The organism is Pseudomonas palleroniana, assembly GCF_022836895.1.
GTDB lineage: Bacteria > Pseudomonadota > Gammaproteobacteria > Pseudomonadales > Pseudomonadaceae > Aquipseudomonas > Aquipseudomonas palleroniana.
Map to the genome: position 1 here is coordinate 5542758 of NZ_CP092411.1, position 15025 is coordinate 5557782.

The 15025-nt window shown below is 61.8% G+C and carries 16 protein-coding genes; 8 read left to right on the forward strand and 8 right to left on the reverse strand.

Features of this window, described 5'->3' with window-relative positions:
* Positions 1–96: 96 nt before the first annotated feature.
* The 6 genes from MJP36_RS24900 to MJP36_RS24925 form a co-directional block, all read right to left on the reverse strand.
* Positions 97–1032 (reverse strand): glutathione S-transferase family protein, encoded by a 936-nt coding sequence (locus tag MJP36_RS24900; protein ID WP_104995585.1) that lies wholly within the window; start codon positions 1030–1032, stop codon positions 97–99.
* 77 nt (positions 1033–1109) lie between these two features.
* On the reverse strand, positions 1110–1382 hold the full coding sequence (locus MJP36_RS24905; protein WP_060753844.1) for a GIY-YIG nuclease family protein: 273 nt from the start codon (positions 1380–1382) through the stop codon (positions 1110–1112).
* Positions 1383–1418: 36 nt separating this feature from the next.
* Entirely contained in the window at positions 1419–1889 is a 471-nt protein-coding gene (locus tag MJP36_RS24910; protein WP_104995584.1) for a nuclear transport factor 2 family protein, read from the reverse strand.
* Between the two features lie 104 nt (positions 1890–1993).
* A complete protein-coding gene (locus MJP36_RS24915) occupies positions 1994–2626 on the reverse strand; it encodes a DUF1120 domain-containing protein (RefSeq protein WP_104995583.1) in 633 nt (210 codons plus the stop codon).
* A gap of 207 nt (positions 2627–2833) precedes the next feature.
* Complete coding sequence (locus MJP36_RS24920) at positions 2834–3460, reverse strand: response regulator (protein ID WP_104995582.1); 627 nt, start codon at positions 3458–3460, stop codon at positions 2834–2836.
* 183 nt (positions 3461–3643) lie between these two features.
* Positions 3644–4477 (reverse strand): response regulator, encoded by an 834-nt coding sequence (locus MJP36_RS24925; RefSeq protein WP_244384262.1) that lies wholly within the window; start codon positions 4475–4477, stop codon positions 3644–3646.
* A gap of 413 nt (positions 4478–4890) precedes the next feature.
* Here MJP36_RS24925 and MJP36_RS24930 point away from each other — a divergent pair, with 413 nt between their 5' ends.
* The 8 genes from MJP36_RS24930 (at position 4891) to MJP36_RS24965 (ending at position 12656) form a co-directional block, all read left to right on the forward strand.
* Positions 4891–5529 carry a DUF1120 domain-containing protein gene (locus MJP36_RS24930; RefSeq protein ID WP_060753849.1) on the forward strand — a complete coding sequence of 213 codons (639 nt, stop codon included), beginning with the start codon at positions 4891–4893 and terminating at the stop codon, positions 5527–5529.
* 37 nt (positions 5530–5566) lie between these two features.
* Complete coding sequence (locus MJP36_RS24935; RefSeq protein ID WP_060753850.1) at positions 5567–6193, forward strand: DUF1120 domain-containing protein; 627 nt, start codon at positions 5567–5569, stop codon at positions 6191–6193.
* Positions 6194–6221: 28 nt separating this feature from the next.
* Positions 6222–6842 carry a DUF1120 domain-containing protein gene (locus MJP36_RS24940; RefSeq protein ID WP_161548225.1) on the forward strand — a complete coding sequence of 207 codons (621 nt, stop codon included), beginning with the start codon at positions 6222–6224 and terminating at the stop codon, positions 6840–6842.
* Between the two features lie 99 nt (positions 6843–6941).
* On the forward strand, positions 6942–7571 hold the full coding sequence (locus MJP36_RS24945; RefSeq protein ID WP_060753852.1) for a DUF1120 domain-containing protein: 630 nt from the start codon (positions 6942–6944) through the stop codon (positions 7569–7571).
* Between the two features lie 65 nt (positions 7572–7636).
* Positions 7637–8290, forward strand: coding sequence for a fimbria/pilus chaperone family protein (locus MJP36_RS24950; protein ID WP_234016608.1), 654 nt, complete (start codon positions 7637–7639; stop codon positions 8288–8290).
* A gap of 129 nt (positions 8291–8419) precedes the next feature.
* Entirely contained in the window at positions 8420–10858 is a 2439-nt protein-coding gene (locus MJP36_RS24955) for a fimbria/pilus outer membrane usher protein (RefSeq protein ID WP_244384264.1), read from the forward strand.
* 11 nt (positions 10859–10869) lie between these two features.
* Positions 10870–11994, forward strand: coding sequence for a DUF1120 domain-containing protein (locus MJP36_RS24960; RefSeq protein ID WP_244384265.1), 1125 nt, complete (start codon positions 10870–10872; stop codon positions 11992–11994).
* An 11-nt stretch (positions 11995–12005) separates the two neighbouring features.
* Positions 12006–12656 (forward strand): DUF1120 domain-containing protein, encoded by a 651-nt coding sequence (locus tag MJP36_RS24965; RefSeq protein ID WP_060753855.1) that lies wholly within the window; start codon positions 12006–12008, stop codon positions 12654–12656.
* A 326-nt stretch (positions 12657–12982) separates the two neighbouring features.
* Here the strand turns inward: MJP36_RS24965 and MJP36_RS24970 are convergent, their stop codons facing one another.
* Entirely contained in the window at positions 12983–14254 is a 1272-nt protein-coding gene (locus MJP36_RS24970; RefSeq protein WP_104995574.1) for a CynX/NimT family MFS transporter, read from the reverse strand.
* Positions 14244–14903, reverse strand: coding sequence for a FadR/GntR family transcriptional regulator (locus tag MJP36_RS24975; RefSeq protein WP_060753857.1), 660 nt, complete (start codon positions 14901–14903; stop codon positions 14244–14246). Before MJP36_RS24975 ends, MJP36_RS24970 begins: the two co-directional genes overlap by 11 nt.
* Positions 14904–15025: the final 122 nt, after the last annotated feature.

Genomic DNA, 15025 nt, shown 5'->3' on the forward strand with positions numbered 1-15025 from the left:
CGTGTAGAAAACGCTGTTAATGCGAATAAATCGCAGTTTCAAGCACTACACGGATGAGCCACAGGTTTACCTCACCGCGGTTCGCAAATAATTTTTCTATGACGCCTGGATGCGAAAGCCAAAGCGCGGGAAATGCACATGCACAGTCCCGCCACGTTCGTCAGTACGGCGCAGGATCAGCTCTTCGCGGCCGGCAAACAACAGTTCACCGGCTACCGGGTCGACGCCGTAGTCAGTCGCCGCAATGCTGACCTGCTGGCCTGCCTTGAAGCCGTTCAAGTCCTCGAATACCTCATCGGGCAAGGGTGCCGGGGTCGCGTTGCGGGCGATCTCCAACGCCTGCTCGCCGCTCATCTGGCTTGCATTGCCGTGACCGAAGCCCAGCACCCGCCCCAGCCAGGCCACCACCGCAGGATAGGCGTCCACCAATGGCGCAGTCACCGGCGTAGCCTTGAGAAACCACATGGAGTGGGCCAGGGCGAAGTCGGCGATCGACGGCTCGCCGAACAGAAAGTCGCCCTCTTCGCGCTGCAACTGCTGCTCCAGGCGCGCCATGATTGCCGGCCATTGGTGCTTGGCCAGTTCGGCGGGCAGTTTATTGGCCGTGCCGCCACTGAAGAGTGCGGCGCGGTCGGCGATAAACGCCTTGATTGCCTCTGGCGACAACTTGGCGAAACGCACCGCCACCGATTCAGGCTGGAAGACCAGGCTGACGGCATGCGCAAACACCACGCTGTCGGCCCAGGTGGCGAAGGTCTGGGTGATCATTTCCTGGCCTAGGGGAAATAGCACCGGCGAGGACTTTTCCTGCTCCAGCCGGCGCGCGATCAACGCCGTGTCGCAATAAATATCGGCGCCGACTTGCAACACCGGCGTTTTTCGATAGCCACCGGTCAACGCGGTCAGGTCCGGTTTGGGCATCACCGGCGAAATGAGCACTGAGTGCCAGGAGAGGCCCTTGAAACCCAGCAATAGCCGAGCTTTTTCCGCGAAGGGTGACGTCGGGTAATGATGCAGGATGAGCGCTGACATGCTGGAGTCCATTTACAACAAATGAGCCGTCAGCTTAGCGCGCAAAACGTCACGATGGCGTGATGGGAAACTATCAGTCAGGGTGATGAGCCACTCGCCGCCAGGCACTCCTTGGCGCTTTTCTTGAGTTTTTTGATCAGGCGTTCCTGACGCAAGGCGTCGGCTTTGCTTGCACACACTTCGGTGTACACCAGCGCCACGGCGGGGCTGGAGAGAAAAAAACGCGCGCCCTTGCCGCTCTGGTGCATCGCGAACCGGCGCACCGGGTCATTGCTGATGCCGCAATACAACGCGCCATTGGCGGCGCGTACCAGGTAGACAAACCAGGGTTTGGGGTCAGGCGTGTTCACAGCAGGATTCGGCCATGCAAAAAAGCCCGCAGCTTATCAACGACTGGCCTGAAATGCCTTCAGGCCTTTGAGTGCCTGGGCCCGCACGGCGTTTTTCACCAAGGGCGTCCAGCCCAGCAACAGGCCCTTGGTGCCCAATGCCTGGCGCGACCAGCGCCACAGGTCGAAGTGGTCGTGGTGCTCGCAGATCTTGCCATCACGAAACACGAAACGCGCCTGGATATCGTTGACCACCGTGTTGCCGGTGGCGCTGAACAGATACGTCGCCACCCAATGCGCGCCGCCGCTATGCTCATCGCTGCGCACGTTGTCGAAGGTCAGGGAGAAATCCTTGGCGCGGGTGGTGAGCATGCGCCACATGTCGCCGGCATCCCGGCCACGCAGTTCGCCAAAGGCCGGGTCACTGAAGACCACGTCATCGGTATAGCAGGCGGCCATGGCCTCGGCGTCCAGGCGTTGGAACGCCTGGTAGAAACGGGTGATCAACGCGGTATGGGCATCACTCATGTGCAGCTCCCTGAATCGTTGTTGTTGATAGGAGCGCACGATAATCCGCGCGGCCGGGGAAAGCCACGGTCATTCGCCAGGGGCATGAGTGATGTGTGGGCGGGTTACAGGTAGACAACGTCCAGCGTGGCGTTGCCGTCGATGAGGATTTCTTCGGTGACCGGCAACGTGGCCTTGTCGGTGATCCAGGTGGCAATCGCCAGGTCAGCCTTGAAGGTTTGCATCGGCAATGGCGCGTAGGAACCGCTCGCCCCGTTCAACGAACGCAGCCAATCAGGCTGCCAGAGGGTGCCGGCGTACAGCCAGGTGCTGCCATCGACCGATTCGATCACCTCACGCAGTTCACCGTCCGCCGTGGCGTTGTTCATCCTCAGTTCATACCAGCCGATTTTCTTGTCATTGGCGGCCAGCCCCAGCCCGAAGTATGAAGCGGTCCCGTTGTTGTAGCTGACGGTGCCGGAACGGTTATCGGTGACCTTGATGGCCAGGGTGGTGCTCGCTTCGCAGTTCACTTCGAGCGTCAGCGCGGCATCCGGCAGTTGGGTATTGCCCCGGGGATTGAGATCCTGGACGGATATCTTGCCGTGGTCGACAAGGCCACCATTGGACAATAACGGCGTACACGCGGCCGGGGTGATCTTGCCGGTAACGCTCAGGTCCACGCTTGAAGCAGCCGATACCGTGGAAACACCGGCCAGCATCAGCGCTGCGGCAATCATTAGTTGAGACTGTTGCATATCAATGCTCGCTTACGGTCGATTATAAGCGGGGCAGCAAACATGCGTCGCCACCCTGCAAGTTCGACTCAATTAATAGACTAGGAATGTCAGACTCCCACCACACTAAGGATGAGACGACAGGCAAACTTTAAAGCACGATCGAGTTAAACCAAATACAAGTAATACGAATACACTCAGCACACTAATGTCATAAAACCGCAACTATCAGGGCACCATTCCCGCTTCACGAGCATAAGCAAACAAATCCACATCCGTGGAAATACACAGCCGGTGCATGGCCGTGCTTTTCTGTTTGCTGATCGTGGAGATACTGCGGTTGACCCGCGCGGCAATCTGGCTGACGGTCATGCCGCTGGCAAGCATGCGCACCACTTCCTGTTCCTTGCCGGACAGCCTGGGGGTCTGTGCCGGTTGCGCCTGGTCAAGCTGGGCGCGCAGGCTTTCACTGACAAAGGTACGCCCCTGCACCACGGTTTGCAGGGCCTGGGGCAACTCTCTGGCCGAGGCACTCTTGGCCACTACGGCCCTTGCACCGTGGGACAACGCCGTGCGCAGGGTCGCGACGTTGGCAAACATGGTCACCAGTATCACCGGCAACCTGGGGTAGCGCCGATGCAACAACCCGAGTAATCCATAACCGTCGGCCTGTTGGTCGCCGGGCATCGCAAAGTCCGTCACTATCACATCACAGGGCACGCTGCCCACCAACGCCAGCAATTCGTCCGGCCCGTTGGCCTCGCCCACGACCTTGCACTTACCACTCGCCTCAATCACCACTCTCTGCCCTACGCGAACAATAGGGTGATCGTCAGCAATAATTATGCGGAGCATCGGTAATATCCATGATGGCAAATAAGTAGCAATCAAAATACATCGCCCTGTCGCAGGCAACAACCGTCAATAAACACGGCTGACAGGCTATTACCCCATACTTCTGGAGGCCGGCATTAACACCTACACAATTAAAAGAAAATACATACAGAAAAGTACTACATAACAGAATGGAAAACTCCTTCATTTATCAAGTCGAAGTTTTCCCAAATACTGTAGGTAACGTTCCACATCCTCACGAAACATGCCCAGCACCACAGCGCAGTCAGCCACGCCCGAACGCTGTACGTCGTCCATCAGCCGCACCGCCTGCGGTTCAAGCGGCGTCGCACCGAGAAACGCCACGCCCCCCACCAGGCGGTGCAAGTGGTGGGCGGTCAATGCGGCATCCAGACTCGCCTGGGCCAGGGCCAGACCTGCCAGGTCGTACCGGGCTTCGTCGATCAGGCTGCGCAACATCGGCTCGACCACCGCCCAGGTGCCGAACGTGGCGACCAGGCTGGCACGGGTCGGGCGCGGCTCGCACCGGAAGTTCGCGGGCCCGTGAGGGGCTTGGTGGGCATGGACGTGTGCATCCGATAGCCACTGCATCACCACTTCGCGCAACCGGGCCAGCGACACCGGCTTGATCAGCCAGCCATCCATTTCACAGGCCAGGCAATGACGCAGGTCCTCGGCGTCCAGTCGTGCGGTCAAGGCAATCACCGGCACCCGCGCATGTCCGGCCTCGCGTTCGCGGCGTCGCAGCTCGCGGGTCATGGTGTAGCCGTCCATGACCGGCATGCGGCAATCGCTGATGACCAGGTCGTACACATCGCTGGCCAGGCTATCCAGCGCCGCCTGCCCGTCATTGACCACTCGATGGGCGACACCGAGCTTGTCCAGCAACGCGCTCATCAGCAACCGATAAGTCGCGTGATCGTCGACCACCAAGACCCTGGCGTGCCGCCAATGACTGGGCAGATCGTCCGACGGCAATGCCGTAGGCGGCCCACCGCCTGGTTTATTGCCCCGCATAGTGACCTCATGCAGAGCGATAAGCTCACCAGGCCTTGCCTGACGCCAGGAGTCGACGACACATCGCCGACTTTTCTGACAACTGCACTGGAACTTCTCGCTCAGAAAGTTTCGCCACCCACTGAGCTTGAGTAAAGGCGAAAAAAGCGCGAAACGTATCCAAATGAACCGGCCAAGGCGATACAACAACTACGACAACGGGATTTTTTCCCGAATAAAAACGCCCTCGTCGAACAGCGTTACAGGGTTGCTCGCACTATCGTAAAAGTTGCATTCACCCCGCACGATCCCGGCGATAAATTCCCCCCGCTTTATCAATAACAGCGCGCGCCCCTCGATAACTCTAAATCCAATGGGCAACTTCTCCGCGCGCTCTATCTGTCCCTGAACCTTGCACAGGAATACGTTTTCCCATGAAAGCCTCTTTCGCAGCCCTTGCAGGCAGTGTGCTGCTGCTCACTTGCCCTTGGGCGCTGGCTGCCAGCAGTGTCGACCTGACCGTCAAAGGCAGCATTACCCCCAGCGCCTGCGTCCCCACCTTGTCTCAGGACGGTACGGTGGACTACGGCAAGATCGCGTCCAAGGATTTATCGGTCGACAATTCGACCGAACTCCCCCGTGCCACGCTGCAACTGAACGTGAGTTGCGAGGCCGCAACCCTGTTTGCCTTGAACGGCAAAGACAACCGCCTGGGGTCGGCCCATTTCTTCCTCGACCACAACTACGGCCTGGGTCTGATCAACGGCAACGAGAAACTGGGCAGCTACTCCATAGACCTGCTCAACCCGATCTCAGAAGTTGTCGTCTACCCCCTGTTCTCCTTTGACCAAGGCCAAAGCTGGTTGATGAACTCTTCAGGCAGCTATATGGGGCATCGCTACTGGAATGCGTTCAGCGACACCCTCGGCAGCGGCCCGCACTTTCCTACGGCGCTGCGCAGCGTAACCGTCGACCTGAGCATCACCACTCACATTGCTCCGACCCGCACCCTGACGCTGAACGAGGAAGTCCCTCTGGACGGCAGCGCTTCACTGGACGTGCTGTACCTCTGACCGTCACCCCAACCCCCATTCACAAGGACCTGTGCCCATGGATAGAACCCCCAGCGCCGCGCTCGCCATTCTGCTGGCGGCCTGCACACCCAGCGCTTTCGCAAGCAGCAGTATGGACTTGAGCGTCTCCGGGACCATTACCCCGGCGTCTTGCACTCCGACCCTGTCGAACGATGGCGTCGTCGACCACGGCAAATTGACCGCGCGTGACCTCGACCCCGTCCTTCCCACTCGCCTGCAAACCGGTGAGATGGATCTGGAAGTGCATTGCGAAGGCGCCACGCTGTTCACCCTGACCACAGTGGATAACCGCGCCGGCACCGCCGCCGTCAACCCACGCTCGATGCACGGCCTGGGCATGGTCAACGACGATCAGAAACTCGGCGCCGTCTCGTTCGGCCTGTTTGAAGCGGTCGCCGACAACGCGCCCGTGCAAACCATCATGTCCCGTGATGGCGGCACCACCTGGGGGCCCTCGTCTTACCTGGGGCACGCGGCCTTGACTGCATTCTCAGCCGCCAGCAGCGCCTACATACCTATCGCAGTGAAGGACCTGAACGCACGCCTGCGCGCCTACACGGTGATCGCACCGGCGAGCGACCTGACCTTGCTGGATGAGTTGCCGATCGACGGTCACGCCACGTTGCAGCTCAAGTACTGGTAATTGCCATTCCTTTTTCTGGAGACCCAACATGAATAAAGCCATCAAACCCCTGCTTGCCGGCCTGCTCCTGGCCAGCAGTACCAGTATTTTCGCCGCCTCCAATGTTGACCTGAGCGTCGTCGGCCTGATCACCCCCAGCTCCTGCGAGCCGAGCCTGTCTGCGCAGACGGTGGACTACGGCAAAATTTCCGCGAAGGATCTGAACACCACGCAACCCACCCCCCTTGAGGCAAAAACCGTCGACTTAACGGTCATCTGCGACGCCGCGACCCTGATGGCACTGGAGAGCAAGGACAACCGCGAAGGCTCCGACTTCGAAAACAACATGATGGATTTCGGCCTGGGCCTGATCAACGGCACAGAGAAACTTGGCGCCATGACCCTGCGCTTGCTGAACCCTATTGCTGACAGCGTCGCCGCCCGGACCATTGGCTCCGATGACGGTGGCTTGACCTGGTTTGTCGAGCGCCACCTGATGCGTCACAACCTCATTTCGGTCGCCGACGCCGCTACCGTCGCCCCCATGCCGGTGCAGACACTGGTCTCGCAGTTGGTCATCGAGCCCAGGATTGCGCCCAGCAGCCAATTAACCCTTAACAATGAAGCCGCGATCGATGCCTCCGTGACCCTGACGGTGCGTTACCTGTAAACCCAGGAGTGGCGAACCTGTCGCTGCGCATTTAAACCACCTGAGAGGGGGTGCAGCCTCGGCCCCCTCGATACTTCAGGCTCCCGGTGAACCGTTTCCATGAAGAACCTGACTTCAGGCCTGCTGGCCTTGCTTTACCTGTTCAGTATCAGCCAACCCGCACGGGCATCCTCCAGTACGGTCCTCGATGTCACGGGGTTGATCACCCCCAGTGCCTGCGAGGTCACCCTGTCGGACAACGGCATCGTCGACCATGGCAGGGTCCCGGCCCGCAGCCTCAATCAATACGAGTTCAGCGCACTGCCCATGCAGACATTGGACCTGGGCGTAAGCTGCAACGAGCCGGTTCTGTTTGTGCTGGTAGGTCTGGACAACCGCGCAGACTCATCCCTTGGCCCTGGCTTCTATTACGGTTTGGGCCACAACGTCCACGCCCCAGGCGAACGCCTGGGCACTGTTTCAATTGCCTTTCGCGACGTCATGGCAGACGGCTCACGCGTGCTGGTACTGGCCTCGAGCAATCAGGGCCTGACCTGGTTTCCCGAGGCCAACGCCTACCCCGACAACTACATGGGCTTTGCCAGGCTCGGCACCCTGGTGCCGGAACCTCATCGCCTGCTGAACGCCACCTTGAACATCAACACGTCGATCAACGCCGCAGCGTTCCTGACCCTGAATCAGGAAGTGCCGCTGGACGGCTCTATCGTGCTCGACCTTAGGTATATGTAGCCATGCCAACCTTCCCTGGTTTCTCCTTTCAAACACTGCGTCGGTGCATCGGCGCTCTTCTCTTGATGCTCAGTCACCCAGCCGTGGCTGACGGTATGGTCCCGGATACGTCGGTCGTCCTCCTCTACGAAGCCGAGGGCGAAACCTCGGTGTCGGTAACCAATACCGATGGCAAGCTTGCGTTGCTGCACGTCACCCTGGAAGACAACCCCGAGGACACCGAGCCGCTACTGTTTGTCACCCCGCCTCTGGCGCGGGTGGAGCCCTCCAAAAGCCAGTTGGTGCGCTTCATTCTGCAATCGGCCCAGCCGTTGACCACTCAGCGCTTGAAGCGAGTGATCTTCGAAGGCATGCCCCAGGGACGTTCGCAGGCCCAGGCCGGCCATGCGCGGGTGGGCGTGACCGTGCGCCAGAACCTGCCGGTGATCATCCATCCCAAGGGCCTGGCTCCCAACCGCACCCCATGGGAGGGGCTGGTCTGGCGCTTGGAAAAAAACCAGCTGACCGTGAGCAACCCGACCCCCTACGTGGTGCGCCTGGCCCAGGAACTGCGGCTACTGCCCGGCGACAACTCGGCGCTGCTGCCACGCACCTATGTGTTGCCGGGGGAAACCCTGAGCATCAATGTCAGCGCGGCAACGGCAAACACGGTGCGACTGCAACCTGCGACCACCTACGGCTTTGCCGTTGCGCCCTACGACGCGGCGCTCAACCTATAAGAACAGGCGACGGTCACACCGCGCCAACCCTCAAATAAAGAAGTGGCCTCATTGAAGGCCGCCGGGAAGCCTGGCCCTGAATTCAGCCAGTATGCCTCCACTCTCGAGTACGACCTTGTGAGCACAGTAATGACTGACCGCGACGGCGAAGCCATGCCCGCCGTTTCACCCCGCCGCACCCTGCTGGCCGGCCTGGCGCTGACACTCGGCGCCCTCTGGCCCGCCAACGAACCCTTGGCCGACGAGCCGACAAAAGTCGGGCTGTTCGATCCACAAACATTGTCCCAACGCGGTATCGACCCCGAGCTTGCCAACCTGCTGCTGGACGCGCCGCGCTTCACCCCTGGGCGACACGCCGTCAACCTCAGCATCAACGGCCAACGCCGAGGCCGGATCGACGTGGCATTCGACCGCGAGGGCGCTCTGTGTTTCGACCGACCTCTGCTGGATGCCGGTAACTTGGTGGTGTTGGATGCAGACGCCGCCTGCCAGGATTTCCTGGCCGCCTACCCACAAACTGTTATCGAGCAAGACCCGGCCGCTTTGCAGCTCGCCCTGATCGTGCCCGGCGAAGCCCTTCGCCCAGCGGTGCAGGATGTGTCCGGCTATCAGAGCGGCGGTTTCGCCGGTTTGCTCAACTACGACCTGACTGGCCTGCATAACCAATCCGCAGGCAGCAGCAGCCGTTTTGCATCGGCCAACACCGAAGTGGGTTTCAACGCCGGCGATTGGATCGTGCGCAGCCGCCAGGTGCAGACCTGGCAAGACAAAATCTCGCGCACCACCCACCTGGACGCCTATGCCCAGCGCACCTTCGCCGAACAACAGTCGGTGTTCCAGGCCGGGCAGATCAGCCTCTATAACCCGGTGCTGGCAGGCGCGCAGATCACCGGCGCGCAGGTGCTTAACGAAACCGCCCTGCAAGACCAGAACCGAGGCGCGACCATTACCGGCATCGCCAACAGCCCGGCGCAGGTCGAGGTGCGCCAGAACGGCGCGTTGATCCACTCGACGGTGGTGCCCGCCGGGCCGTTTTCCCTGACCGATGTACGCCGCTTGAACAGTCGCTCCGACGTGGAGGTCACGGTCAAGGAAACCCATGGCGAAGAACGCCGTTTTACCGTGCCGGCCGCCATGCTCGGCCTGGGCCTGCCAGCGCCGGGTTATGCCGTGGCGGCGGGCCGCGTGCGCCAGATCGGCAACAGCGACGGTGCCGAACCCTGGGTGGTCAGCGCCGGTTGGAATGGTGCATTGCTTTCCCAGGTGAGCGTCGGCGGTGGCGGATTGATCGCCGATGCCTATCGTGCCGCCGGCATGAACCTGGGCTGGTTACCGCGCCCGGAGACCCAGCTGCAATTTACCGTGCAGGGCGCACAAGCCACGCGTGTGGGCAACGAGCAAGGTGTGCAGACCGACCTCTCCTGGTCGCAACAGCTGAGCGACAACTGGGCAATCACCACCGCCGCCTCGTGGCGTTCACTGGGCTACCGCGACCTCGATGAGTCGACCTATTCGCGCTACACCCACGAGCAGGAACGTTCACGCTATCGCGATCAGCAAAGCCTCACCGCATCGTGGGCCAGCCCGTGGCTGGGCGCCTTCAGCGCGGGGGTGTCACGCTCCGCGTCGTATGCCGGTTACAGCAGCAGCCGGGCGCTGGCGTCATGGGGCACATCGGTGGGTGGGGTGTCGGTTTCCGCCAGCGCCGAGTGGCAGGTAGGCGGCCGGCAGCAAAGCGACGACAGCCTTTACTTGAACATCAGCCTGCCCCTCGGTGAAAACCGCAGAGGCCGCGCCTGGGCGCGCAATACGGGCGGCGAGCACCGCGTCGGCGTGGGCATGAGCGAGCAGGTCAACGACCAACTGGCCTACCGTGTCGGCGTAGAACGCGACAGCCGCGACCGCGAAGTGGAGTCGTCCCTGGGGGTCTCGGCACTGCCCTACTACAGCCAGTTGGACTTCAACTACACCCGCTCCGAAGCCCAGCGCTCCAGTTATCAAGGCGGCGCCCGCGGCGGTGTGGTGCTGCACGGTGACGGTGTGACGTTCTCGCCGTACCCGGTGCGCGACACCTTTGCCGTGGTTTCGGTGGGAGAGATGGCCGGGATCAAACTGTCGACCCCAAGCGGCCCGGTGTGGACCGACTGGCAAGGCCAGGCCGTGGCACCGCAACTGGCCGCCTATGGCCGTAGCCCGGTGGAAGTACAAACCCGCTCACTGCCACGCAACGCCGATATCAGCAACGGTTTGGCGGTACTGACCGCCGGCCGGGGCAGCGTCGACAAGCTGCAGTTCGGCGTCAGCCTGACGCGTCGCGTGCTGCTGAGCGTGACCACCGCCGATGGCCGGCCGTTGCCGCGAGGTGCGGCAGTGAGCACTGAAAATGGTGAGTTCGTGACGCTGGTTCAGGAAGGCAGTCAGGTGTTTTTACCCAATGCATTGGATCAACGCCCGTTGTGGGTCAAGGCCCCCGACCAGCCTCGCTGCCGCTTGGATTTTGCCTTGCCGAAGGCCGGCGATCCGAACGTGTATTTCGAAACCGCGCCCGCGCACTGCCTGACGCCATGAGGACCATCACCATGAAAGCTGCCTTGTTTCCCCTGGGTTTTCTGCTGCTGAGCGCCAGTGCGTTGGGCGCGGAGGAATGCCAACTGAACCTGAGCGAAAACCGCCTGGACTTCGGCTTGATGAACCGCGCCCTCGCCCTTGTCCCAAGCGGTGAGCGGCTACTGGGTGAGCGCCGCACAAGGCTCACCCTGAACTGCCCGCAGCCGACGGACATGAGCGTGTTTTATCGTGGCCTCGGCGCGGGTGTGGAGCGGTTTCGCTTCACCGAGCGTGGCAGCTACGGCCTGACAGCCAGCGATGCCGTGCTCGATGGCCAGGCGGTGGAGCTGGGTTTATCGGCAGGGCCAGGCCAGCCCGCCGTAACAGTCGCCACAGCCCTGGCTTGGCGCCCGGAACACAGCATAGTGCCAATGCGCGGCGGCATACCCGTAACCGGGCGCAGCCTGTCGGTGCAAATCGACGCCAGCGCCTGGGCCCGTGAAGAGGCCTCCCGCGTGCGTGAAGCCGTCACCTGGGAAACCAGCGGGCTGTTCGACGCCCGCGGCGCCGGGCGGTCGCGGGAGGTCAGCCTGCTTGCACAGTTTGCCCCGGCCGCCTGTACCCCGAGCCTGTCCAACGGCGGCAATGTGAACCTGGGCAAACTGTCGGTCATTGACCTCAATCAGCATCAGGAAACACCGCTGGCCCCGCGCACAGTGGTGCTGAACGTCACGTGCGACGCCCCGACCGCCTTCGCCATGCGCATGCAGGACAACCGCCAGGGCTCGGCCACCGGCGTGGCCGACGACAGCACCTACGGCCTTGGGCTGGACGCCAGGCAACAGAAGATCGGCCGCTACCGGCTGACCTTCGACCCATCGCAGATGACCGCCGATAACGTCGCTCAACTCTACCGAACCGACTCCGCAACCGGGTCCCAGCCGTGGAGCAGCGCCAGTGCAACCCCACTGCCGATTGCAGCCAACCGATACCTGGGGTTCGCCGCCCAGGCCGGCAGCGTCGGCGGCCCCATCGCCATTCAAAACCTCAACGCCACGCTGAACCTCGAAGCGGTACTCGCGCCCCTCGGCTCCCTGGACCTGGGCAGCGAAGTGCATCTCGACGGCTCGGCCACCCTCGAAATCAACTACCTCTAGAGGAGCACCCCATGAACGCCTACCTGATACCCATCGCGGCCTTGACGTTGCTGGGCACCTACACCTTGGCCAACGCCGCGTCCACCGTCGAACTGACCGTCACCGGCTTGATCACGCCCATGGCCTGCACGCCGCTGCTGCCTGGGGGTGGCCTGGTCGACTTCGGCAAGATTTCGCAAAAGGACCTGAACCAGGCGACCGGTACCCGCCTGCCCCTCAAGTACCTGACCCTGACGGTGAGCTGCAACGCCCCTGGCCGCTATGCCCTGCGCATGCGCGATAACCGCGACGGCACGGCCCACGTCAACAGCGAGATTTACTACGGGCTGGGGCTGGACAACAGTGGCGGCAAGATCGGTGTGTATTCGGTGAGCTTCGATCCCAAGCAAACCGTGGTCGATGACCTGCCGCAGATCTACGGCACCGAATCGACCACAGGCGGTGTGGCGTGGCGCACCGCCAACAGCAACCCGATCGATATCGGCTCGCGCAGCCTGCTGGGCTTTACCGACGTGCTCGGCAGCGTGGCCGGCCCGTCAGCGATCCAGAACCTGAGCACCACCTTGAAGCTCGAGGCGGTGATCAATGCCAAACAAAACCTGGACCTGAGCACGGAAACGCCGATGGATGGGTCAGCCACGCTGGAGGTGGTCTACCTCTAGGCCCATGGGTATCTAAACAAACGATGGCCCTGATGCGCTGTTTGCAGTGTTTTTGATCTTGCTTTAGATCTTGATCTTAGTCGCCCCGTTAAACCACGCTGGCCGAACACCGAGCCTGAGCGAGGTGCCGAGTGGTGGGGCAAGGACCTTTTGGTTACTTTTGGGTCCTTCCAAAAGTGACCCGCTGTAAGAGCGGAACCATAAGCCGCCGTTACCGCAGCAATGGATATGTACGCGATCTACCTAACATCCAGGTCGGCTGACAAACCGCCACGGGAGCAAGCTCCCTCGCCACAGGCTTCAACTTAGCACCGCAAGCCCATGCTCTAGGCGTCAACCCTCTCACTGCGCACGTCCACATACAACGCCCGGCCGGCGCCCAGGCCGGCGACAATGGCGCCGAGCCCGAGTGCCGCGAAAATCCAGCCCACGGCGGCCCAGCCGCCGGTCCAGTCATGTACCAGGCCGACGGCGAACGGGCCCATGGAAGCCAGGGTGTAACCAATCCCCTGGGCCATGCTCGACAGGTTGGCCGCCACATGCGCATCACGCGAGCGCAGCACAATCAAGGTCAATGCCAGGCTGAAAGTGCCGCCCTGCCCGAGCCCCAGCAAAATGGCCCAGCCCCACAGCCCGTCGAGGGGTGCATACAGACAACCGAACAGGCCGCCGAGGGTCAGCACCATCACCACCACGATGGCCAGGCGCTGGTCCTTGCCGCGTGTGGCCAGCCACGGTGCGGCGAGGGAGCTGATCAATTGCACGATGATGGAGCCCGACAGCGCCAACCCCGCTTCGGTGGCACTCAGGCCACGGCCGATCAGGATCGACGGCAACCAGCCAAACACGATGTACGCCAGGGAGGATTGCAGGCCCATGTACAAGGTGACTTGCCAGGCCAGTGGATCGCGCAACAAACCGCTCACCCGATAAGCCACCCGGTGGGCACCATGCTTCTGACCGACCTGCGGCAGCCAGCACAGTGCGGCCAGCAACGCCGGCAGAATCCAGAAGCCCAGCCCGATGCTCCAGCGCTCACCAAAGTGCTGGCTGAGCGGCACCGTAGCCCCAGCCGCCAGCGCCGCGCCCAGGCACAGGGCCATGGTGTAGACACCGGTCATGGCACCTGCCTGCCGGGCGAAATCACGCTTGACGATACCCGGCAACAACACGCCGATGATGCCGATACTCGCGCCGGCCACCAGGCTACCGGCGAACAACCCCACTTCACCCAGCGAACTGCGCAGCAGGATGCCCGCAGCCAGCATCAGCAAGACACCCAGCACCACGCGCTCGGCGCCGAAGCGGCGGGCCAGGATAGGTGCGGTGGGGGCAAACAGCCCCAGGCATAACACCGGCAAGGTAGTCAGCAACCCCGCCTTGGCCGCCGACAACCCAAGGCTTGCGGACACGTCATTGAGCAACGGAGACAGGCTCGACAGCGCCGGGCGCAGGTTCAACGCCACCAGCACCAGGCCCAGCAGCAACAGCCAGGGGCGACTCACTGGCGGGTGGCTGTTCTGCACCACCTCATCGTCGGCTTCCGCATCGATCAACAGTTCTTCGAGTTCGCTGGGGCGCTGGGTTTCAGGGTTCATTGATCAACTGCCGGCAGAGGGATTTGGCACGTTCCGGGTCTTGGTGTTCCACGGCGTCGAGCAGGGCGACATGCAGATCGAACACCGCCTGGCGACGCGGCGAAATATTCAGGGTCTGGCGCAATTGCGCGCTGACGATGGCGGAAAAGTACTGATACAACTCGCTCAGCGCAGGGTTATGCGCGGCGTCCACCAGGCGCGTGTGAAACACCAGGTCGGCGCTGATATAAGCCTCCAAGTCGCCGTGGTACAACACGGCGCTGGCGTCGAGCGCCGCACGCAGGCCGTTGAGGTCCTCTTCGGTACGACGCACCGCCGCCAGGCTGACGGCCTCCACTTCAAGAATCTGCCGCGTTTCCTGCGCCTGCCCCAGGGTGCAATGGGACAACGCACGCATCGTCCCCAGTGGGTCGGTCATCGAGCGCAGATAACTGCCGTCGCCCTGACGAATATCGATCAGCCCGGAAAATGCCAAGACACGCATGGCTTCACGCACGGTATTGCGGCTGATGCCCAGCTCGGCGGACAGCTCAGGCTCGGTGGGCAACCGCTCACCCACGGCCCAGACGCCTTGGCTGATGCGCAGGCGCAATTGTTCAAGGGCCTGATCGACCAGGGAGCGTTTGATCAGAGGGGCGATGTCAGTCATGGGTTCTGCGCTTTCGTCCAATCATAGGATGAATTTTCCTACAGCGTATTCAGAGTTGCCTACAAAGGCAACGCTCCAGGTTTTCAGTCAGGCAAAAATAAACCCGGCACCAGGCCGGGTTT